This is a genomic window from Lentzea sp. NPDC051838 (assembly GCF_040681245.1).
GTDB lineage: Bacteria > Actinomycetota > Actinomycetes > Mycobacteriales > Pseudonocardiaceae > Lentzea.
This window is the reverse complement of record NZ_JBFAYI010000009.1, coordinates 226,197-246,451: the sequence shown is the minus strand read 5'-3', so window position 1 is coordinate 246,451 and position 20,255 is coordinate 226,197. Positions and strand designations below refer to the sequence as shown.

18 protein-coding genes and 2 pseudogenes are annotated in these 20,255 nt (G+C 67.9%); 4 read left to right on the top strand and 16 right to left on the bottom strand.

Annotation, left to right across the window (positions count from 1 at the left end; genetic code table 11):
* Positions 1-410: 410 nt before the first annotated feature.
* From prcA to AB0M24_RS22655, 5 genes are all read right to left on the bottom strand, one after another.
* Positions 411-1,178 carry a proteasome subunit alpha gene (prcA, locus tag AB0M24_RS22675; RefSeq protein ID WP_363770967.1) on the bottom strand — a complete coding sequence of 256 codons (768 nt, stop codon included), beginning with the start codon at positions 1,176-1,178 and terminating at the stop codon, positions 411-413.
* Positions 1,179-1,215: 37 nt separating this feature from the next.
* Positions 1,216-2,064 (bottom strand): proteasome subunit beta, encoded by an 849-nt coding sequence (prcB, locus tag AB0M24_RS22670; protein WP_363770964.1) that lies wholly within the window; start codon positions 2,062-2,064, stop codon positions 1,216-1,218.
* A 48-nt stretch (positions 2,065-2,112) separates the two neighbouring features.
* Positions 2,113-2,307, bottom strand: coding sequence for a ubiquitin-like protein Pup (locus AB0M24_RS22665; protein ID WP_109640227.1), 195 nt, complete (start codon positions 2,305-2,307; stop codon positions 2,113-2,115).
* A 79-nt stretch (positions 2,308-2,386) separates the two neighbouring features.
* Positions 2,387-3,880 (bottom strand): depupylase/deamidase Dop, encoded by a 1,494-nt coding sequence (gene dop / locus AB0M24_RS22660; RefSeq protein WP_363770960.1) that lies wholly within the window; start codon positions 3,878-3,880, stop codon positions 2,387-2,389.
* A 73-nt stretch (positions 3,881-3,953) separates the two neighbouring features.
* Positions 3,954-6,341: an FtsX-like permease family protein gene (locus AB0M24_RS22655; protein ID WP_363770957.1), complete on the bottom strand. Its 2,388-nt coding sequence runs from the start codon at positions 6,339-6,341 to the stop codon at positions 3,954-3,956.
* A gap of 106 nt (positions 6,342-6,447) precedes the next feature.
* Here AB0M24_RS22655 and AB0M24_RS22650 point away from each other — a divergent pair, with 106 nt between their 5' ends.
* The gene (locus tag AB0M24_RS22650; protein ID WP_363770954.1) at positions 6,448-6,939 is read left to right on the top strand and encodes an NUDIX domain-containing protein; all 492 of its coding nucleotides are present in this window, start codon (positions 6,448-6,450) and stop codon (positions 6,937-6,939) included.
* Here AB0M24_RS22650 and AB0M24_RS22645 read toward each other — a convergent pair.
* The 8 genes and pseudogenes from AB0M24_RS22645 to AB0M24_RS22610 all read right to left on the bottom strand — a co-directional run.
* On the bottom strand, positions 6,936-7,541 hold the full coding sequence (locus AB0M24_RS22645) for a response regulator transcription factor (protein ID WP_363770951.1): 606 nt from the start codon (positions 7,539-7,541) through the stop codon (positions 6,936-6,938). The two genes, AB0M24_RS22650 and AB0M24_RS22645, sit on opposite strands and share 4 nt — an antisense overlap.
* On the bottom strand, positions 7,538-8,575 hold the full coding sequence (locus AB0M24_RS22640; protein ID WP_363770948.1) for a sensor histidine kinase: 1,038 nt from the start codon (positions 8,573-8,575) through the stop codon (positions 7,538-7,540). Before AB0M24_RS22640 ends, AB0M24_RS22645 begins: the two co-directional genes overlap by 4 nt.
* Positions 8,576-8,584: 9 nt before the next feature.
* Positions 8,585-8,986 (bottom strand): hypothetical protein, encoded by a 402-nt coding sequence (locus AB0M24_RS22635; protein WP_363770945.1) that lies wholly within the window; start codon positions 8,984-8,986, stop codon positions 8,585-8,587.
* An 85-nt stretch (positions 8,987-9,071) separates the two neighbouring features.
* On the bottom strand, positions 9,072-9,950 hold the full coding sequence (locus AB0M24_RS22630) for an aldo/keto reductase (RefSeq protein WP_363770942.1): 879 nt from the start codon (positions 9,948-9,950) through the stop codon (positions 9,072-9,074).
* 15 nt (positions 9,951-9,965) lie between these two features.
* Positions 9,966-10,994: a glycoside hydrolase family 5 protein gene (locus AB0M24_RS22625; protein WP_363770939.1), complete on the bottom strand. Its 1,029-nt coding sequence runs from the start codon at positions 10,992-10,994 to the stop codon at positions 9,966-9,968.
* A 166-nt stretch (positions 10,995-11,160) separates the two neighbouring features.
* Positions 11,161-12,210, bottom strand: coding sequence for a glycoside hydrolase family 5 protein (locus AB0M24_RS22620; RefSeq protein ID WP_363770936.1), 1,050 nt, complete (start codon positions 12,208-12,210; stop codon positions 11,161-11,163).
* 97 nt (positions 12,211-12,307) lie between these two features.
* Positions 12,308-13,063, bottom strand: coding sequence for an ABC transporter permease (locus AB0M24_RS22615; protein ID WP_363770933.1), 756 nt, complete (start codon positions 13,061-13,063; stop codon positions 12,308-12,310).
* 65 nt (positions 13,064-13,128) lie between these two features.
* Positions 13,129-13,761 (bottom strand): annotated as a pseudogene (locus AB0M24_RS22610) (ATP-binding cassette domain-containing protein); the annotation flags it as partial.
* A gap of 114 nt (positions 13,762-13,875) precedes the next feature.
* Between AB0M24_RS22610 and AB0M24_RS22605 the strand changes: the two are divergent.
* Positions 13,876-14,940 (top strand): sensor histidine kinase, encoded by a 1,065-nt coding sequence (locus AB0M24_RS22605; RefSeq protein WP_363770991.1) that lies wholly within the window; start codon positions 13,876-13,878, stop codon positions 14,938-14,940.
* Positions 14,937-15,584, top strand: coding sequence for a response regulator transcription factor (locus AB0M24_RS22600; protein ID WP_363770930.1), 648 nt, complete (start codon positions 14,937-14,939; stop codon positions 15,582-15,584). Before AB0M24_RS22605 ends, AB0M24_RS22600 begins: the two co-directional genes overlap by 4 nt.
* Here the strand turns inward: AB0M24_RS22600 and AB0M24_RS22595 are convergent.
* The 3 genes and pseudogenes from AB0M24_RS22595 to arc all read right to left on the bottom strand — a co-directional run.
* Positions 15,565-16,235: pseudogene (locus AB0M24_RS22595) on the bottom strand (integrase core domain-containing protein); the annotation flags it as partial. The gene AB0M24_RS22600 and the pseudogene AB0M24_RS22595 sit on opposite strands and share 20 nt — an antisense overlap.
* Positions 16,236-16,340: 105 nt before the next feature.
* Positions 16,341-16,862 (bottom strand): hypothetical protein, encoded by a 522-nt coding sequence (locus AB0M24_RS22590; protein WP_363770927.1) that lies wholly within the window; start codon positions 16,860-16,862, stop codon positions 16,341-16,343.
* Positions 16,863-16,961: 99 nt separating this feature from the next.
* Positions 16,962-18,758 (bottom strand): proteasome ATPase, encoded by a 1,797-nt coding sequence (gene arc / locus AB0M24_RS22585; RefSeq protein WP_363770924.1) that lies wholly within the window; start codon positions 18,756-18,758, stop codon positions 16,962-16,964.
* A 714-nt stretch (positions 18,759-19,472) separates the two neighbouring features.
* On the opposite strand from arc, the gene AB0M24_RS22580 reads away from it, so the two are divergent.
* Complete coding sequence (locus tag AB0M24_RS22580) at positions 19,473-20,234, top strand: hypothetical protein (RefSeq protein ID WP_363770921.1); 762 nt, start codon at positions 19,473-19,475, stop codon at positions 20,232-20,234.
* Positions 20,235-20,255 lie beyond the last annotated feature (21 nt).

Genomic DNA, 20,255 nt, shown 5'->3' with positions numbered 1-20,255 from the left:
CTACATTCGACAAACGGTCACCGAACCCCCGCCGAAACACGCCGCGCTCACGCCGCGTGAAAACCACGTGTCCGGCAAACGGGGACAACCCCAACGCGACTCGTGACGGGACCCACCCCACCACGCAACCAAACTACGAAACAGCAAGCCGCCCAAAGCAACAGGCGTGCCATCAACCCACCCACGGCGCTGGTGGGTCTTTGATCAGATTGGCGGGGTCTGGGGCAGAGCTCCCAGAACGCAACCGGCACACAAGCACGGCACGCACCCACCTACGAACAACAAACCGGAACCCGCCAACCCAACAGGGAGACGGCCTACGAAACGACCGCGCCCGCCGGAACGGCGGCCCAACAAAAGCAAAAGGCCCCCGACCACCAGCCGAGGGCCTCCCACCAAACCAACAACTCCTACTTCGAGTCGTCCCCGGAGTCAGGCAGCTGCACGTCCTCCACAGTCTTCCCACCCTTGGTAGGCGCAGGCATCAAAGCATCCAACGCCCCACCAGCAATCCGCCGGAACGCACGGCGCGGCCGAGCCCTCTCCAGCACAGCAACCTCAAGCTTGCTGGCAGGCAAGATCTCAGCCGACCCGTTCCCAGTGGACGGCGACCCAGCCGACAACGCCTTCACCGCAATGGAGAACGCCTCGTTCAACGTCAACCCGTCAGCGAACGCGTCCTTCAACGCGGAGTTGGCGGCGTCCACCGTGCCACCCATGACGATGTACTGCGGCTCCTCGACCACAGACCCGTCGTAGGTCAGCCGGTACAACGTGTCGTGCTCGGACGAGTCGCCGACCTCAGCGACGCAGATCTCCACCTCGAACGGCTTGATCTGCTCGGTGAAGTAGGTGCCCAGAGTCGTGGCGTACACGTTCGCCAACGACCGGCAGGTGACGTCGCGCGGGTCGTTCTGGTACCCGCGCACGTCGGCGAACCGGATCCCGGCCTGCCTCAGGTTCTCGAACTCGCTGTACCGGCCCACCGCGGCGAAGCCGATGCGGTCGTAGATCTCCGCGACCTTGTGCAGCGTGCTGGAGGGGTTCTCCGCGACGAACAGAATGCCGTCCGCGTACTTCAGCACGATGACGCTGCGACCCCTGGCGATGCCCTTGCGGGCGTACTCGGAGCGGTCGCGCATCACCTGCTCTGCCGATGCGTACAGCGGCATCGTCATGGGTGGTGCTCCTGACGTCGGAAAGGGATCGGGATTCTCAGCCTGCGGGGCGGGACCGGCGGCCTTCGACGACCGCGTCGGCGACCGTCTGGACCTGCGACTCCGGTACCTCCACGGCGCCGTCGGTGCCGTTGATGGTCACCACGACCGGGTAGAGGCGGCGGACCGGGTCGGGGCCGCCGGTGGCCGAGTCGTCGTCGGCCGCGTCGTAGAGGGCCTCGACGACCGAGCGGATTGCGGCATCCACGTCGGCGTCCGGGTCGTAGAGCTTCTTCAGCGCCGACTTGGCGAAGAGGGAGCCCGAGCCGACGGCCTGGTAGCCCTGCGACTCCTCGTAGCGGCCGCCGGTGACGTCGTAGGAGACGATGCGGCCCGCGCGGTCGGAGTCGGCGGCCGAGGTGTCGTAGCCGGCGAAGAGGGGCACCACGGCGAGGCCGGCCATGGCCGCGTCGAGGTTGCCCCTGATCATCGCCGAGAGGCGGTTCGCCTTGCCGTCGAGCGACAGCGGTACGCCCTCGATCTTCTCGTAGTGCCGCAGCTCGACCGCGTACAGCCGCACGATCTCGATGGCGATGCCCGCCGTGCCCGCGATGCCGACGGCCGAGTGGTCGTCGGTCACGAAGACCTTCTTCATGTCGCGCTGGGCGATGACGTTGCCCATGGTCGCGCGACGGTCACCGGCGATCACGACACCACCCTTGTAGGTGGCCGCGACGATCGTCGTCCCGTGCGGGGCCTGGACGGTCCCCTCCGGGAGCTTCCGGGCGCTAGGCAGCATGTCGGGTGCCTGCGCCCGCAGGAAGTCCGTGAACGACGACGAGCCCGGCGTGAGGTACGCCGGAGGCAGCGCCGCGGCCGGGTAACGCCCGGTCGAGCTGTTGTCCATGTGTTGGTTGTTCTCCCGTCCCGAAATGGTCAACAGGCCCCCGAAGGCCTACTGACCACCCTTCTGCACGTAGGCGCGGACGAAGTCCTCCGCGTTCTCCTCAAGAACGTCGTCGATCTCGTCGAGGATCGCGTCCACGTCCTCGCCGAGCTTCTCGCGACGTTCCTGACCTGCTCCGGCAGCGCCCTCGGCACCGTCGTCGCCGTCGCCACCACCCTGGCGCTGCTTCTGTTCCTGGGACATCTGGGCCTCCCGCTGACTCGCCTGACAAGAACACTACCCAGCGGCACCGACAAAAATCCTGAGCCACTCGGGTAGACGATCACCCGCGAGTCAGCGCGTCCACCAGCTGCTCGGCGGTGTCAGAGGCCTCCAGAAGGGCTCCGACGTGGGCTTTTGTGCCCCGAAGCGGTTCCAGCGTGGGAATGCGCACGAGGGATTCTCGACCGAGATCAAAGATCACCGAGTCCCACGACGCGGCCGCGACCGAGGTCGGGTAGCGCTCCAGGCACCGGCCGCGGAAGTACGCACGCGTGTCCTCCGGCGGCGTCGTGATGGCCGCGATGACCTCTTCCTCGCTGACGAGGCGCTTCATCGAGCCGCGCGCCACGAGCCGGTTGTAGAGGCCCTTGTCGAGGCGCACGTCGGAGTACTGCAGGTCGACCAGGTTCAGCCGCGCCGAGCCCCACGCGAGGCCGTCGCGCTGCCGGTAGCCCTCCAGCAACCGGAGCTTCGCGACCCAGTCGAGCCGGTCGGCGCACTCCGCCGGGTCACGCGCCAGCGCGTCGAGCACCTCGCCCCACACCCGCAGCACGTCGCGGTCGCCGATGCCCTCCTTCTCGACGAAGGCTGCGGCGCGCTCGTGGTACGCGAACTGCACGTCGAGGCCGGTGAACTTGCGGCCACCGGTCATCTCGACCTTGGTCTTCAACGTCGGGTCGTGGCTGATCTGGTGCACCGCGCGCACTGGGTCGACCATGCGCAGGTCGTCGAACCGCAGCCCGGACTCGATCATGTCGAGCACCAGCGAGGTGGTGCCGACCTTGAGGTACGTGGAGTACTCGGCGAGGTTCGCGTCGCCGATGATGACGTGCAGGCGGCGGTACTTGTCCGCGTCCGCGTGCGGCTCGTCGCGCGTGTTGATGATGCCGCGCTTCAACGTCGTCTCGAGGCCGACCTCGACCTCGATGTAGTCGGCGCGCTGCGAGAGCTGGTAGCCGGCCTCTTCCCCGGACGGCCCGATGCCGACGCGGCCGGAACCGGTGATGACCTGGCGCGACACGAAGAACGGCGTGAGGCCCGCGATGACGGCCGTGAACGGCGTCGACCGCTGCATCAGGTAGTTCTCGTGCGTGCCGTACGACGCGCCCTTGCCGTCGACGTTGTTCTTGTACAACTGCAGCCGCGGCTGACCGGGCACGGTGGCGGCCTTCAGCGCGGCCTCCTCCATCACCCGCTCCCCCGCCTTGTCCCAGATCACCGCGTCACGCGCGTTGGTGACCTCGGGAGCCGAGTACTCAGGGTGCGCGTGGTCGACGTAGAGCCGCGCGCCGTTGGTGAGGATGACGTTCGCCGCGCCCAGGTCCTCGACGTCCGAGTCCGCGGGATGCCCGCCGGGCGACCCCAGGTCGAACCCGCGCGCGTCGCGCAGCGGTGACTCCACCTCGTAGTCCCACCGGGCACGCCTGGCGCGCGGTATGTCCGCCGCCGCCGCGTACGCGAGCACCACCTGTGTCGAAGTGAGCACCGGGTTCGCGGTCGCGTCGCCCGGCACCGCGATGCCGTACTCGACCTCGGTTCCCATGATCCGCCGCATACGCAACACCTTATGACCTGCCCCCGACAACAGCGTGAGGGGAGCTTCCGAGTTGAAGCTCCCCTCACCCTATTCACCCGGATGCCAATCCTGCTGCAGGACGAATCCTCGAAGCCCCTCGCGAGGGCCCGAACGCGGCCACGACGGCGAGCACGACGACCGCCACCGCGCCGATGACCAGCGGCAACACGACCTTCAGTCCGGGCAGTGACATGTCGATCCCAGTGGCCAGGATGGCGATTTCCGCGTAGACGAACCCGAGCACCCCGCCACCGATCACCCCGACCAGGGCCAACATGATCGCTTCAGCGATGACCCCGCCCTGCAGGCCGCCTTGAGTGACGCCCAAGGCGCGCCTCAGTGCGAGCTCCTTGCGGCGTTCCTGGACCGAGATGGTCAGCGCGGTGCCGATACCGGTCACCGCGACCGCCACGGACAGCCCGAGCAGCACCATCATCAGCACGGTGCCGAGGTGCATGTACCGGTCGGCCTCCGCCCGTTCGTCGGCATCCGTCTGCACGATCACCGTCGGGTTGTTCGGCAACGCGGCCTGCAGGCTCGCCCGGAACGCCGCCGGATCCGTCCCCGGCTTCAACGCGACCAGCACTTTGGTGGCCGGTCCCGAGGTCAGGCCGCCGATGATCGGCGTCCAGCCGGTGATGCTGCCCGGGACCGTGCCGACGATCTTGTACTGCTTGCCGTCCGCCTCGACGTACGGCTTCTCGTCCATGTGCGGCGGCACGATCGCGGTCCCGGACGTGAGCTCGTCGCCCCCGGACACGTTCTGCGCCTTGAGCCACGCCTTGAACTGCTCGGGGTCGACGCCCGCGGGCCCGTCCTTCGTCTTGTGCAGCACGACGCTCGCCGCCGCCTCGGGCTGGTTCGGGATCGCCGGCAGCGGCCGCTCACCCGCGTCGACCACGGTGGCGTCGGGGCGTTCCTCGTTGGCGAACGCCGAGGCCATGTCCTGCGCGCCGCCCAGCACGACCAGGAAGAACGTCACCATCGAGCTGGCCAGCAGCAACGGCAGCGCCACCGACGCAGACCGCTGCGGCATCCTGCGCACCTCGGCACCGGCGAGCTTCCACTGGGTGCCACCGATCTTGCCGAACAGCCGCGCGATGAACGGAACCGTGACCGGACCGAGGATCCAGAACAAGCCCGTCACCGCAGCGATCGCGGAGAACGTGACGGCGAGAGGAGCGGCAACAGTGCCCTTGGCGGCGATGGCCACCAACGCGAGGAACGCCGCACCACCCGTGAACAGCACACCGAACACGAGCCGAAGACGACGCACGGACCGTGGCGGCACCTCGTTCTCCGCTTCACGCAGAGCAGCCAACGGCGACACACGAGCGGCGTTGATCGCGGGCCGGACAGCGGCCATCACGCTCAACAGCGCGGCGACGACAACGCCGAGGATCACGTACCCGAGCGACGGCAGCAGGTCCGGGCTGAGCTCCACCGCGCCGAACAGCGCGGAGATGCCGGTGACGTCGAACGTCCTGGCCAGCAGCCACGCCATCGGCCCGCCGAGCAACGCGCCGCCGACACCCGCGATCGCACCCGTCACCAGCGCCTCGAACAGGCTCCTGCGCACCAACGGCCCACGCTGGGCCCCGATGCACCGCAGCAACGCCGTCTGCCGCTGACGTTGCGCGTAGACCGCCCGGAACGTCGCCGAGGCCACGAACACCGCGGTGGCCAAAGCCAGGATGCTGAACGGCAGCAGGATGTAGGTCAGGTCGTTGCCGATCTTGTCGGCGTCCGGCGCCGGGTCCCACACCACGTAGGAAGCACCTGCCGCGCTGGCGACGGCGTCCCTCGCACCGCCGATGACCCAGATCTCCTTGGTGAACGGCTCGGGGTCGAGCTTCTGCGCGAGGACGGGACCGGCGACCAGGATCGGCCGCGAGTCGAGGCCGCCCTTCTTCATGATCCCGGTGACCGTCACCTCGAACGGCCGCCCGTCCGCCGCGGCGAGCTTCACCTTGTCGCCGGGCTTGATGTTCCGCTCGTACGCGGTGAGCTTGTCGATCGCGATCTCACCGTCGGCACCCGGCTGCGTGCCCTGCGCCAACGGCCAGCGCACCAGGTCGGGCTGCTGGACCATCATCTCGGCCCGGTGCTCGCCCGCCCGCCCGTTGCCGTCGAGGAGATCGGCCTGCCCCTCCTGCACCGGCACCGCCCTGCCGACGCCGGAGAGCTTGGCCAGCAACGCGGCGTCGAGCTTCGGGACGTTCGGGTTCTCGCTGTAGGGCTGGGGTTTCACGTCCACCACGTGGCCCACTGTGGACGGTGTGAGGGGCGCGCCCTCGTCGACCGACCTGGTGAGCGCGTCGCTCAGCACCAGGGCGGCCAGCAGGCAGGCCACGCCGACGACGAGCGCGACGCCGGGCAGCAGCGCGCGGCCCGGCCGGGCGCGGAACTCGGCGACGCCGAGCCGCAGGGAAGTGGACACGAATCCTCCTCGGTGACGTCTGACGGTCCCGAAGGTAGGAAGTGGGACGATCAGCGGGCGTCGGACTGAGGTAGCAAGCTCGCGTACGACCACAGGAGGACACGGGATGATCAACCTCTACGACGAGGCCGGTGCCGTGATCGGCGAGGTGACCCGCGCACGCATGCGCGCGGAGAACCTCTGGCACGGGTGCGCCACGATCGTCGTGCTGTCCCTGGACGGTTCCCGCGTCTACGTGCACCGCCGCACCGACACCAAGGACGCCTTCCCCGGCCTCTACGACTGCACCGCGGGCGGCGTGATCGACGCGGGCGAGACGCCGGACGTGGCGGCTCGACGCGAACTCCGCGAGGAGCTCGGCGTGGAGTCGCCGTTGACGTTCCTCTTCCAGACCACCTATGTCAGCGAGTTCACCCGCTACCACGCGTGGGTCTACGAGACGCGTACCGACGGACCGTTCACGCACCAGCCGGAGGAGGTCGCCTGGGGTGGGTGGATGCACCTGGACGAGCTCGAGAAGAAGATCGACGACCCGGAGTGGGCGCTGGTTCCGGACGGGCGGGAGATCAGCCAGGAGTGGTTGAGCCGCAACGGCTAGAGCCAGCCGCGTTCGTCCGCCACCCGCAACGCTTCCATCCTGTTGCGCGTGCCGGTCTTGGTGGTCGCCCCGGACAGGTAGTTCCGAACCGTGCCCTCCGCCAGGTACAGCCTGGCCGCGATCTCGGCGACGGTCCCGCCGGAGCGAGCCGCGATGAGCACGTCCCGTTCGCGAGCGGTGAGCGGTGACTCGCCCGCCGCCAACGTGGCGGCGGCCAACGCCGGGTCCACCACGCGTTCGCCCGCCATCACCCGCCGGATGGCGTCCGCGAGCGCGTCGGCCGGGGCGTCCTTCACGACGAACCCGACCGCACCCGCCTCCATCGCGCGGCGCAGGTATCCGGTGCGGCCGAACGTGGTCAGCACGACCACCCGGCAGTCCGGCACCTGCGCGGTCAGCACGGCGGCGGCCGCGAGCCCGTCCAGCCCCGGCATGTCGATGTCCAGCAACGCGACGTCCGGACGATGCTCCAACGCCGCCGCCGCGACCTCGTCGCCGCGACCGACCGAGGCCACCACCTCGAAGTCCGGTTCGAGGTCGAGCAGGACGCCGAGCGCGTGCCGGATCAGCTCCTGGTCGTCGGCGAGCAGCAACCGGATCATGCCGTCACCCGCAGACACCAGCCGCGTGGTTCCACCGGTCCCGCGGTCAACACGCCACCGACCGCGCTAACCCTGGCCCGCAGACCGTCCAAACCGGAGCCCGTGCCAGCCGGGCCGCCGACGCCGTCGTCCCGCACCTCCACAGTGGACGCGGTGAGCTCCACCGTGCACCGGCCGGCCCGCGCGTGCCGCACCACGTTCGTCACCCCTTCCCGGACGACCCAGCCGAACAGTTCGCGGTGCTCCGCGGGGACGGCGTCCACGGCCGTGGGCAGGTCGGCGGCGACCCCAGCCGCCCGCAGCAACTCCCGACTTCTGGCCAGCTCACCGGCGAGCGTGACGTCCTGGTAGCCGGACACCGCCGCTCGCACGTCGGAGAGCGCCTGCCGGGCGAGCTGCTCCACCGACTCCATCTCGGCCCGTGCCGCGTCCGGTTCCAGCCTTCTGGCCAGCGCGCTCTTCACGGTGATCGCGGTGAGCGAGTGGCCGAGCAGGTCGTGCAGGTCGCGGGCGATCCGGTTGCGCTCTGCCTCGGACGCGAGCCTCGCCACCTCCGCCCTGGCCTCGCGCAGCTCCCGGTTGGCCGTGGCGGTGCGGCTGAAGGCGTGCACCAGCAACGTCGTGAACACCACGGCCACCGCGAAGTACCAGCTCCCGCCGGTGTTCCAGCCGAGCGCCAACGGCACGACCACGCACGTCGCCGCTCCCACCACCACGAGAACCGCCGACGTCCACGCGCCGACCCGTGCCGCGACCGACGGCACGATCACCGCGACGAGGATCAGCACCATCTCGTGAGCCAGCGGCGCGAGCAGGACTGCCAGCACCGTCATCAGCGCCACCAGCCACCAGTAGGCCGGCCACGCTCGCATCGAGGCGACCACGACGCCCAGGTAGCAGGCGGAGATCGCCACGAGCAGCAGGTAACCGACGATCCGGCCGGTGCCGTGCGCGTACTGGTTCACGCCCGCGGCCGCCAGGAACGGGTAGCAGAGCATGCCCAGCGAGAGCAGCAGCCGGCGCCTTTCGTCCACGCCTGAACCTTACGAGGACGCGAAGGTGGCGCGCACGCTGCGGGCGAACGTGAGCAGCACGACGATGATCAGCAACGCTCCGCACACGCCGTTCGCGATCTTGAACCACACCGGGAACGAGCCCGGGATCGACTCGATCACCACGATCGCCACCACCTGGGCCAACGCGATGATCTTCACCCTCCGGTAGTTGCCCGGCGAACCCTGAGCCATGGAGACACCGAGCGCGAACGTCACCAGCGACGCGACCGCGAGGATCGAACCGCGGATCCACACCGCGTCCGTGACGACGTCGGGGTTGCCGCTGAACACCACGATCGCCAGCAGCGTCAGCACGCTCACGGCCGCGTAGCCGCCGAGCAGTTTCTTCGCGATGTCCAGCTTCTCCTGGGCGTCTGTTTGCGTTGTCATGCCGACAATGCTGGCCAGTCAGCGTTTGCGCTGGTAGCGACGATCCGCACGTCCTGGTCGTGACATCTGTCAGAAACCGGGCAATTCAGTTCCAGCTGAGCCCGGCCCGCGTCTTCCAGTACTCGTCGGCGGGTTCGGCGAGGTCGGGTAGATCCACGTCCACGGTCAGCGCGTCCACATTGGACCGCAGCTGCTCCGGACTCGCCGCTCCCGACAGCACGACGTCCACCCACGGCTGCCGCGCGATCACCGCCAAAGCGACCGCGTCCGGACCGACGGCAAGCGCTTTCGCCTGTGCCGCAACCGCTTGCGGCGGCTCGACGACCAACCGGCCGTTCGCCACGCCCTCCTTGACGATCACCCGCAGCCCGGCGTCGTGCGCCTCCCGCAACGCCTCGCCCGCCGACGTCTCCAGAACGTTCCAAGTGGACTGGACGGACCGGAAGATGCCGAGGTCGAGCGCCTTGCGGATCGCGTCGGCCTGACGAGGACCGGACGTGGAGAAGCCCAGCGGCACGCCGATCTCCACCATCGCGTTCTGCAGAGCGCGGTCGGTGAACAGCGGGCTGTCGGCCGTCAGCGAGTGCACCTGGTAGAGCGCCACGGAGGGCAGGAGCGCCGAGGTCTCCTGCCACTGCTGCGTGAAACGGGCCAGCGAATGTTCCTTGACCTCGTGCACCTCGGCGTCGGGCCGCCAGTCCGCCGTGTAGGCGTAACCCCACTTGCTGGACACCGTCACGTCGTCGTGGCCCGGCAGCCACGACGACAGGAAGTCCTCCGACAGCCCGTACGACCGGGCCGCGTCCACCCACCGAATGCCCAGCTCGTAGGCCGTGTCGAGCACTCGATGGCACTGCGCGCGCATGGACTCGACGTCGCGCACGGCAGGCAGCGCGCCCTCACGTCCCAGGTTGATGTAGGCGGGACGACCGAGCGAGGCGAGACCGAGCGCGAGTTGAGCCATGCCGTCAAAAGTAGTTCACCACTGATCGGCGGACCTCACGATGTCGCGCACCCACACCCCGGCGGGCTTGAGCTTGCTCGTGCCGCTGAACGACGTGCCCGAGCAGGTGCCCTCCTTGAACACCGCGCCGGACCGCTCGTCGTCGGAGAAGTTCCAGTTCGTCCACGAGATCTTCTTGCGCTTCATCAGGTCGATGAACTTCTGCGACATGGCGAAGTCGTTCGCCCCGTCACCAGTGGCCATCTGCGTGCCGAACTCCGTGACGAACACCGGGACCTTGCTGGACACGCGGTCGAGCACCGAGACGTAGTCGTCGCGGTGTTCCTTGGCGTAGAAGTGGAACGAGTACATGAAGTTCGTCGCGTTGACCTTGTTGTTCAGCACCACCGACGGGTCCTCCTCGTCGGAGTGCCCGAACGTCGACCAGCCGTTCGTACCGGAGATGATCAGACTGTCCGGATCCTCCGCGCGGATCACCGGGACGAGCTGCTCGGCATAGGACTTGACCTTCGCCCACGACACGTTGTTCGGCTCGTTGGCGATGTCGTAGATGATGTTCGTCTTGTCCTTGTGCCGCTGGGCGATCTCCTTGAAGAACGTCTTCGCCTTCGAGGTGTAGACGTTCGGGTCGCCGGGATCGAGCTGGTGCCAGTCGACCAGCACGTAGAGGCCGCGTTTCGTGGCCTCCTCGATGTAGCTGTGCATCAGGTCCGTGAACTTGCGCGGGTTCGTCTCGTACCCGCCTTCTTTGGCAGCCACGTACATCGCGACGCGCACGATGTCGGCCTTCCAGTCGTTCTGCAGCGCGTCCCACCACTGGGACTTGTTGCAGCCGTTGTACCACTGGATGCCGTGTGTGCTCATGCCGCGCAACTGGATGGCCTTGCCGTCCTTGTTGCACAGCTGGACTCCGCAGACCTTCAACTGCCCGTTGACCGCCGCGGGCGAACCCGCCGGCAACGCGGCACCGGCGGTCGTCACCGATGCCAGCGGGAGAGCGACCACCGCGGCGGACGCCACCGCCACAGACCTCAGCCAAGCCATGCAGCTTCCCCTCTCTCACACTGCGGCGGCGATGAGGTGAAAGGTATGGACGATCACGAAGAGGGGCAACGAATCTCGCGACCACTGCACTTAAAGGCAAGTGGCGCAACGGAGAACGGCGGCCCCCGAAGGGACCGCCGTTCTCGTGACCCGCCGGGGTCGGTTTCTAGCGGCCGGCCCTGATGTGGTTGCGGACCCACTTGCCCGCTTCCTTCAGGGGACCCTCGCCGGCGAAGTTGCTGCCGGAGCAGGTACCGCCCTTGAACACCGCGCCAGAACGCTGGTCGTCGGAGAAGTTCCAGTTCGTCCAGGAGATCTTGGCGGAGTTCATGAAGGTGATGAACTTGTTCGCCATGGTGAAGTCGTTGGGACCGTCACCGGACGCTTCCTGCGAACCGAACTCGGTGACGAAGACCGGCACCTGGCTCGAGACCGTCTTCAGGGCGTTGAGGTAGCTGTCCCTGTGGTCCTTGGCGTAGAAGTGGAACGTGTACATCAGGTTCGAGGCGTTGACCTTGTTCTGGCTGACCTCGTTGATGTTCTTGCCGTCGGACAGGCCGAACGTCGACCAGCCGTGCGTGCCCACGAGCACGAGGCTGTCCGGGTCCTCCGCGCGGATCGTCGGGATGACGGCCTCCGCGTAGGACTTCACCCTCGCCCACGAGACGCCGTTGGGCTCGTTGGCGATGTCGTAGATGATGTTCGTCTTGTCCTTGTGCCGCTGCGCGATCTCCTTGAAGAAGGTCTTGGCGCGCGCGGTGTTGTGGTTCGGGTCGCCAGGCGAGAGCTGGTGCCAGTCGACCAGCGCGTACATGCCGCGCTTGGTGGCCTCTTCGATGTAGCCGTGCACCATGTCGGTGAACTTGCGGGGGTTGCTCTCGTAGCCACCCTCCTGGATGTACATCGAGATGCGGAGAACGTCGGCCTTCCAGTCGTTGCGGAGCGCGTCCAGGGACGCGGTCTTGACGCACTGGGAGTACCACTGGATGCCGTGGGTGCTCATGCCGCGCAGCTGGACCTGCTGGCCAGCCGAGTTGCACAGCTTCACACCGCAGACCTTCAGCTGGCCGTTGACCGCCGCGGGCGAGCCCGCCGGCAGCGCGTTGGCGGAGACGTCACCCACGGGCGCGGCAGCTACCGAACTTCCTGCCATCACACCGGTCAGCGGGAGCACGACTGCCGCGGCGAGCGCCACCACAGACTTCTGCCAAGCCATTCAGCGTCTCCTCTCGGACTGCTGGCGGCGGATTAGTTAGGTAAGTTTCCTTACCGATTAAAGGTATAGATGACCTTAGGGTTGTCCAAAGGGGCAGTCAAGAGTCACGTCGCAGAAGAGTTACCGTTCCGGTACCCAGAGTCACCAGTACGTAAACGATCAAAACTGCAGCGGCGGCCAATGGAGTCAGCGGGGCGTTGCTCACGGTGCCCGCGACCTCGTGGACCAGGTACGGAACGAGCACGGCTGACGCGTCCATGTTCCAGGGCTCCGGCAGCATCGGGGTGATCGCGGGCAGGCCCCACAGCAGGACGCCGACGATGACGACGGTGATCGCGGTCGACCTGACCGCGAGGCCGAGACCGAGGCCGACCAGGCCTGTTACCAAGATCGACAGGATCGACGCTCCCGCCCACGGGAGGACGTCGGTGACGCTGTCCCAGGGCGCGATGGGTGGCGGCCGGTCCCCCATGATCAGCCGGCTCGCCCCCGTGCTCAGGGCGAGAGTCGCGGTGCCGATCACCACGGCTGTGGTGGCGACGAGCGCGCTTTTGGCCGCCAGCAAGCGTTTTCGGTTCGGGACGGCGGTCAGCGCGGTGAGGGCGGGGTCGGAGGTGGCGATGAGAGCGCCGAGTGCCGCGATGAGGAACTGCACCACCGGGACGACGACAACGCTGCCGTCCGCCGAGGCGAACCTGGCTTGTTCTTGAGGGGCTGTCGTGTCGTAGTCGTTGACCATCAACCACGAGATCAGCGCGGCGAACGCGATGGTCAGGCCGATCGCCGCGACCAACCCGTACGGTGCCCTGACGGTCTTGAGCTTCAGCCACTCGGCGTGCAGCGCGTTCTTCACAGTCCCCTCCCGCTGGTGAGGTCGAGGTAGGCGTCTTCCAGGGAACCGTTGCGGGTCAGGGTGTCGATGGACGTCTCGGTCACCAGCTGTCCTTTCGCGACGATCACGACGTGGTCGGCGGTGAGGGCCATCTCGCTCATCAGGTGGCTGGAGACGAAGACCGTTCTGCCTTCCTCCGCCAGGCTCTTCATGAGGTCGCGGATCCAGCGCACGCCTTCGGGATCCAGTCCGTTGACCGGTTCGTCGAACATCAGGATCTTCGGGTCGCCGAGGAGCGCCGCCGCGACGCCGAGGCGCTGCTTCATGCCGAGCGACAGCGTCCGGATTCGCTTGTGCCGCACGCCTCCGAGGCCGACCTGCTCCAGCAGCTCGTGGGCGCGTTTCTGATCGATCCCGTTGCTCGCCGCGAGCCAGCGCAGGTGGTCGATCGCCTTGCGGCCGTGGTGCACCGCGGCCGGGTCGAGCAGCACGCCGACGTGGGTGAGCGGCCTGGCCAGGTCCGCGTAACGCTTGCCGTCGACCAATGCCACGCCTTTCGTGGGCTGGTCGAGGCCGAGGATCATCCGCATCGTCGTGGACTTGCCGGCGCCGTTCGGGCCGAGGAAGCCCGTCACCAGTCCAGGTTGGACGGTGAACGACAGGTCGTCGACCGCTGCCGTGTCGCCGTATCTCTTCGTCAGCTTCCGCACCTCGATCATGCCGACGAGGATCTGCGGTGCGACGGCCGTTCGGATCGGCCCTCGGTCCGAACTTCCGAATCGGACCGTGGTCCGAGGCGTCGGTTCGCCGAGGTGGATAACGTCGGTGCCGTGATGGCGAGACTGCACCTCTACCTGGTCGACGCGGCAGCCGCGCTGGTGATCGGCTTCCTCGTCGGCTACGGCGTCCTCGAACGCCGGGACTGGCCCTGGTGGGTGGTCGTGGTCTGCGCCGCGTCGGTGGCGGTGCCGATCGCGGTGCGCCGGTTCTGGCCGCTGAACGCGCTGACCATCACCCTGGCGGCCACGGTGGCGGCCGTGATGCTGCGAGTGCTGCCGACCGTCGCGCTCGGTGCTCCCGTCGCCGCGGTGTGCTTCATGCTCTACAGCGCGGCGGCCGACCGCTCACCCTCCTGGTCGGTGCCCGCGCTGTTGGTGAGCGTGGTCGCGATCTCCGGTGTCTCCGGCGGCGAACCGGAGAACGTCCTGGTCGTCACCGCCGCGCTCGTCGCGGTGTGGGTGATCGGCTACACGACCCGGCAGCGGCGGTCGTTCCTCGCGCGAGAGGCGGCACAACAAGCAGAGCGGGCGCTGTCGGACGAACGCCTCCGCATCGCCCGCGAACTGCACGACGTGGTGGCGCACAACCTTTCCCTGATCGCCGTGCAGGCCGCCAACGCCGCACACGTGCGCTCACCCGACCACGCCTACGAGGCGCTGGAGGTCATCTCCTCCACGAGCCGCGCGGCGCTGACCGAGATGCGGGGGCTCCTGGGCGTGCTGCGGTCCGACGCCGACCTGGCGCCCTCCCCCGGCCTTTCCGGGTTGGCTTCGCTGGCTGACCGCGCGTCGCTGGCGGGCGTGCGGGTGTCGTTGGACGTGCGGGGCGATCCCGCTGTGCCGGAGGGGGTCGGGCTGTCGGTGTACCGGATCGTGCAGGAAGCTCTGACGAACGTGGTGAAGCACGCGGCGCCCGCGTCGTGCACCGCGGTGGTCGAAGTGAGTTCGGAATCGGTGCGCGTCGAGGTGACCGACGACGGACCGGGGGTTCGGGAGCTGGGTGTGGGGCACGGGTTGATCGGGATGCGCGAACGGGTCGCGATGTACGGCGGCACGTTCAGCGCCGGCCCCGGTCCTTCCGGCGGTTTCCGGGTCGTCGCGGAAGTGCCGATCCGATGACGCGAGTGCTGATCGTCGACGACCAGGCGTTGCTGCGCGCGAGCTTCCGGCTGCTGGTCGACAACGAACCCGACCTGACCGTGGTGGGCGAGGCCGGCACCGGCGCCGAAGCCGTCGAGCTCGCTTCTTCTTCGGCACCAGACGTCGTGCTGATGGACATCCGCATGCCGGAGATGGACGGCATCGAGGCCACGCGGCTGCTCGACGGGCCGCGCGTACTGGTGCTGACGACGTTCGACCTCGACGAGTACGTGTTCGGCGCCCTGCGCGCCGGCGCCTCGGGTTTCCTGCTCAAGGACACGCCCCCGGCCGAGCTGCTGGCCGCGATCCGCGTGGTGGCCGCGGGTGAGTCGTTGCTGTCGCCGTCCGTGACGCGTCGGCTGATCTCCGAGTTCGTGCGGCAGCCGTCGTCGCCGGTGCTCAAGGGGCTGGAAGTGCTGACCGAGAGGGAGAAGGAGGTGCTGACGTTGATCGCGCGTGGGCTGTCCAACGCGGAGATCATGGCTCAGCTGCACGTCAGCACGGGCACGGTGAAGACGCACATCGGGAACCTGCTGGCGAAGCTGCACGCCCGCGACCGGGCGCAGCTCGTGATCGCGGCCTACGAGTCAGGCCTCGCTGGACGTACTGACCTGAGAGGTTAGGAACGCGGCTGGCGGGTGGCTGGCCTTTGAGTGCGGTGGTGGTTGTAGGTGTGCAGCCACCGCGGGAACGCCTCTCGGCGTTCGGTCTCGGTGCGGTAGGGGCGGACGTAGACCCATTCGTCGAGCAGGGTGCGGTTGAAGCGTTCGACCTTGCCATTGGTCTGTGGCCGGTAGGGGCGGGCGCGTTTGTGCGTGATGCCGGCTTCGGTGAGGGTGTCGCGCCAGAGCCGTGACCGGTAGCAGGAGCCGTTGTCGGTGAGTACCCGCTCAACGGTGACTCCGTTGCTGCGGAAGAAGGTCTGTGCTCGCCGCCAGAAAGCGCGGCGGTTTCCTTGGTCTCGTCGGCGAGGATTTCCGGTGTAGGCCAGGCGGGAATGGTCGTCCACGGCGTTGTGCGGGTAGCTGTAGCCGAGGTTCGCGCGGTTGTTCGTGCGTGGCCGGGTCGGGCCAGGCTGTAGCGGGTCAGCACCCGGTGCACGGTCGAGGGCACGAGGACCGGTCGGCCATGCCCGCGGCACCGAGTTCGCGGTGGCGACCAGCCCACCGCTGCGCCGTGCCGACCGACACCTGGAACCGCTCAGCAGACAGCCGGACAAGCCAGACGTCCTCGACAACACACCGGGCCAGACGTAGCCCGCCCAGCTCGGACAGCGGTGCGTCAGCGTGAGCAGTCGAGGGCCACCTGGCAAACCCTCCCTCGTTCCAAGATCATCCGATCACGTGTCGGACCGTTCGCAACCTCTCAAGGCAGTACAGCTAGATGACGGCGTCGCGCAGGAGACGGCCTCCCGCGTCGTAGGCCCGGATCCGCACCGTGGTGATCTTCTCCGGAACACGGCAGAGGAACACCTCGCCGTACAGCTCGGCTCGGACGACACGTCCGCTGGGCAGCACGAACTCGAGCACGGCGACCTCGGGGGCGATCCGCCCGACCTCGACGATCTCGTCGTCCCAGACCAGGCCCGTGCGTCCGGCGACGTATTCGGCACTGGGCACGGCCTTGCCCTTCGTCAGGGAGTGTCCTGAATCGCCGACGACGCAGACGAGGAGATCGGAGGGAGTCACGCCCACCTCGACGACGCTTCCCCGGACCATCTGCACGGTGTTCGCGCGGTATCCGGACGGCCGCTCGCACTTGTCGTCCGCGATGAGGCGCATCGACTCGGCGGACAGAGGTGCCGGCGTTCCGGCGATGGCGACCGGACCCGCCGTGTCACGGGCGTAGGCCAGCACGGTGACGACGCCCAGTGCTCCCAGCACGTACCAGATGCGCCTCATGTCCCCTCCCCCGAACGGGATCCTAGGCCGATGACGCCGGGCACAGACGCGAAACCGCCCCGGCCGAAGCGGCCGGGGCGGTTCCGTTCGAGCAGGTTCTTACAGGTACGTGCCGGTGTTCGTGGCCGTGTCGATCGCGCGGCCCGCCTCCTGGTTCTTCCCGGTGACGAGCGTGCGGATGTAGACGATCCGCTCGCCCTTCTTGCCCGAGATGCGTGCCCAGTCGTCGGGGTTCGTCGTGTTCGGCAGGTCCTCGTTCTCGGCGAACTCGTCGATGATGGCCGCCTGCAGGTGCCGGACCGAGAGGCCGGGCTGCTTGGTGTCGAGCAGCGACTTGATCGCTGCCTTCTTGGCCCTGTCGACGATGTTCTGGATCATCGCGCCGGAGTTGAAGTCCCGGAAGTACAGGACTTCCTTGTCACCGTTGGCGTAGGTGACCTCCAGGAACCGGTTGTCCTCTGACTCCTCGTACATGCGCTCCACGGTGTGCTGCACCATGCCCTCGATGCAGGCCTTCGGGTCGCCACCGAACTCGGCGAGGTCGTCGGCGTGCAGCGGGAGGTTGGGCGTCAGGTACTTGTTGAAGATGTCCTTCGCGCCCTCGGCGTCCGGTCGCTCGATCTTGATCTTCACGTCGAGGCGGCCGGGGCGGAGGATCGCCGGGTCGATCATGTCCTCGCGGTTGGAGGCGCCGATGACGATGACGTTCTCCAGGCCCTCGACGCCGTCGATCTCGCTGAGGAGCTGGGGCACGATCGTCGTCTCGACGTCGGACGACACACCGGAGCCGCGGGTGCGGAAGATCGAGTCCATCTCGTCGAAGAACACGATCACCGGGGTGCCCTCGGACGCTTTCTCACGAGCCCGCTGGAAGATCAGGCGGATGTGCCGCTCGGTCTCACCGACGAACTTGTTGAGGAGCTCGGGGCCCTTGATGTTGAGGAAGTACGACTTCGCCTGCTTGTCGGTCTCCCCGCGGATCTCCCTGACCTTCTTGGCCAGCGAGTTCGCCACCGCCTTGGCGATGAGCGTCTTGCCGCAGCCGGGAGGGCCGTAGAGCAGGACGCCCTTGGGCGGGCGCAGCTCGTACTCGCGGAAGAGGTCCGCGTGCAGGAAGGGCAGCTCCACGGCGTCGCGGATCTGCTCGATCTGCCGGGACAGGCCGCCGATGTCGCTGTAGTCGATGTCCGGGACCTCTTCGAGCACGAGGTCCTCGACCTCGGCCTTGGGGACCCGCTCGTAGGCGAAGCCCGCCTTCGAGTCGACCAGCAGCGAGTCGCCGGGCTTGAGCGGCGACTCGAGCAGCGGCTGGGCGAGCCAGACCACCCTCTCCTCGTCCGCGTGGCCGACGACCAGCGCGCGGGCGATCTGGTCCTCTCCCTCTTCGGAGAGCACCTCCCGCAGTGCGCAGACCTCACCCGACCGCTCGAAGCCGCCGGCCTCGACGACGGTCAGTGCTTCGTTCAGGCGCACCGACTGGCCGAACGACAGCTTCTCCGGCTCGACCGCCGGGGACACGGCGACCCGCATCCGGCGGCCGGACGTGAAGACGTCGACCGTCCCGTCGTCGAAACGCGCCATGAAGACGCCGTACCCGCTGGGCGGTTGGGCCAGCCGGTCGACCTCCTCACGCAGCGCGAGCAGTTGGCTTCGTGCTTCGCGGAGGGTGTCTATGAGCTTCGTGTTTCGCTCGGTCAGCTGGCTGACGCGCTCAGTCGCCTCAGCCAAGCGCTGCTCGAGCAACCGCACGTGGCGCGGTGACTCGGTCAGCTTGCGACGCAACGACGCGATCTCGTCCTCGAGGAACCTGATCTGCGCTGTCAGCTCAGCAGAATTGTTGCCCTGGTTCAGCTCGCCACCCTCATCGGGTTGGCTGCCGGGATGACCGTGCTGCATGTCGGCACCCTCCTCCCGTGTTCGTACCGATTACGGTACCGGCGATCACCGACAAAATGGGGTACTCACAACATCATCTTCGCTCGTGTGACGCAACGGTCCGGCCTCCAACAGAGGTCAACTGCTCCATCTCGGTGTTCGGGGTTGCCACCGGACCGCTACGGTGCGTCCCAGAAACCGCGACCGGCGTTTCGCCCAGCGACACGCCGATCGACCTGCGAGAAGTCCGAGGAGAGGGTCATGGGAGCACCTGGGCGGGCGCCCGGTCCCCACGCTGTGCGACCACCCTCGGACGACCGCGAACACGCCTGGTACGGCTCGCGACCCGGCGACGGGCGGCAACACGCCGTCGTCCCACCAGGTGGACCACTGGCTGGTCCGATCGGTGGTCACGCACCGCTACCCACCCCGTTCGGTCTCGTCGGAGGTCCGGCTCTGCCGCGCCTCCAGGACGACTGGAGGGTGTGCGGCCAACCGGGTGGTTCTGCCTTCGCATACGGCGCACCACCCCGACAGCGCAGTGCATCGCGGTCGATTCCCGGTGGAGTTGCCGCAATCGTTATCAGACGCGGCCTTCGCGCGGGGGTTTGGCAACAGCACAACGTGTGCACAACCACTCTTGCGTGTCGTTAGGTCTCATTCGGCCGCGAGCTGGTCCGCGAGGGACCAGAATGTCCACCGAAAAGATCACCTCATCCGGATCGGGGAGTTTCGATGACCTACCCGCCGCAGCAGCCCGGCCCCTACGGCCAGCAGCCGCAGCCCGGTGGTTCCTACGGGCAGCAGCCGCCGCAGCAGCCGGGTTACGGCCAGCAGCCCCCTCCCGGCTACGGCCAGCAGCCGCCGCCCGGTTACCCCCAGCAGCCCGGCCAGTACGGCCAGCCGCAGTACGGTCAGCAGCCTCCGTTCGGCCAGCAGCCCGGCTACGGCGGCCCTGGTGGCTTCGGCGGCCCGCCTCCCAAGAAGAGCAACACCGGCCTGATCATCGGCGTCGTCATCGGTGTCCTGGTGCTCGTCGGCGGCGGGATCACGGCGGCCGTCCTGCTCAGCGGCAACTCCTCGACCAGCTCGTCGTCGGACTCCAACAGCGGCAGCGGTGGTGACGAGTCGTCCGAGGTGAAGAACGCCGCGGAGGCCTACTACGCCGCCGTCTCCGCCAAGAACGAGAGCAAGGCCAAGTCGATGATCTGCTCCGAGGCCCTCAAGGAGGCCGAGGAGGCGGAGAAGAAGCTCACGCCCGAGCAGCGCAAGCTCGCTGAGCAGTTCAAGAACATGCCGTTGCCCAAGGTGACCGTGAAGAGCGCGACCGCGACCGGCGACAAGGCCGACGTCGCCGTCTCCACCACCGTGACGCTGGGCAGCGAGTCCAAGACGTTCGACACGACGGTGAAGTTCAAGAAGGAATCGGGCGACTGGAAGTTCTGCACCCTGGCTGCGGATCTGAAGCTGCCGGACTTCCAGGTTCCGACGAAGTGATCCGACCGGGAACGGCCGCGA

What these genes read in the sequence shown, in the direction of transcription:
- prcA (WP_363770967.1), bottom strand. Translation starts at nt 1,178, where the DNA reads ATGACGATGCCGCTGTACGCATCGGCAGAGCAGGTGATGCGCGACCGC.
- prcB (WP_363770964.1), bottom strand. Translation starts at nt 2,064, where the DNA reads ATGGACAACAGCTCGACCGGGCGTTACCCGGCCGCGGCGCTGCCTCCG.
- AB0M24_RS22665 (WP_109640227.1), bottom strand. Translation starts at nt 2,307, where the DNA reads ATGTCCCAGGAACAGAAGCAGCGCCAGGGTGGTGGCGACGGCGACGAC.
- dop (WP_363770960.1), bottom strand. Translation starts at nt 3,880, where the DNA reads ATGCGGCGGATCATGGGAACCGAGGTCGAGTACGGCATCGCGGTGCCG.
- AB0M24_RS22650 (WP_363770954.1), top strand. Translation starts at nt 6,448, where the DNA reads ATGATCAACCTCTACGACGAGGCCGGTGCCGTGATCGGCGAGGTGACC.
- AB0M24_RS22645 (WP_363770951.1), bottom strand. Translation starts at nt 7,541, where the DNA reads ATGATCCGGTTGCTGCTCGCCGACGACCAGGAGCTGATCCGGCACGCG.
- AB0M24_RS22635 (WP_363770945.1), bottom strand. Translation starts at nt 8,986, where the DNA reads ATGACAACGCAAACAGACGCCCAGGAGAAGCTGGACATCGCGAAGAAA.
- AB0M24_RS22630 (WP_363770942.1), bottom strand. Translation starts at nt 9,950, where the DNA reads ATGGCTCAACTCGCGCTCGGTCTCGCCTCGCTCGGTCGTCCCGCCTAC.
- AB0M24_RS22625 (WP_363770939.1), bottom strand. Translation starts at nt 10,994, where the DNA reads ATGGCTTGGCTGAGGTCTGTGGCGGTGGCGTCCGCCGCGGTGGTCGCT.
- AB0M24_RS22620 (WP_363770936.1), bottom strand. Translation starts at nt 12,210, where the DNA reads ATGGCTTGGCAGAAGTCTGTGGTGGCGCTCGCCGCGGCAGTCGTGCTC.
- AB0M24_RS22605 (WP_363770991.1), top strand. Translation starts at nt 13,876, where the DNA reads ATGGCGAGACTGCACCTCTACCTGGTCGACGCGGCAGCCGCGCTGGTG.
- AB0M24_RS22600 (WP_363770930.1), top strand. Translation starts at nt 14,937, where the DNA reads ATGACGCGAGTGCTGATCGTCGACGACCAGGCGTTGCTGCGCGCGAGC.
- AB0M24_RS22590 (WP_363770927.1), bottom strand. Translation starts at nt 16,862, where the DNA reads ATGAGGCGCATCTGGTACGTGCTGGGAGCACTGGGCGTCGTCACCGTG.
- arc (WP_363770924.1), bottom strand. Translation starts at nt 18,758, where the DNA reads ATGCAGCACGGTCATCCCGGCAGCCAACCCGATGAGGGTGGCGAGCTG.
- AB0M24_RS22580 (WP_363770921.1), top strand. Translation starts at nt 19,473, where the DNA reads ATGACCTACCCGCCGCAGCAGCCCGGCCCCTACGGCCAGCAGCCGCAG.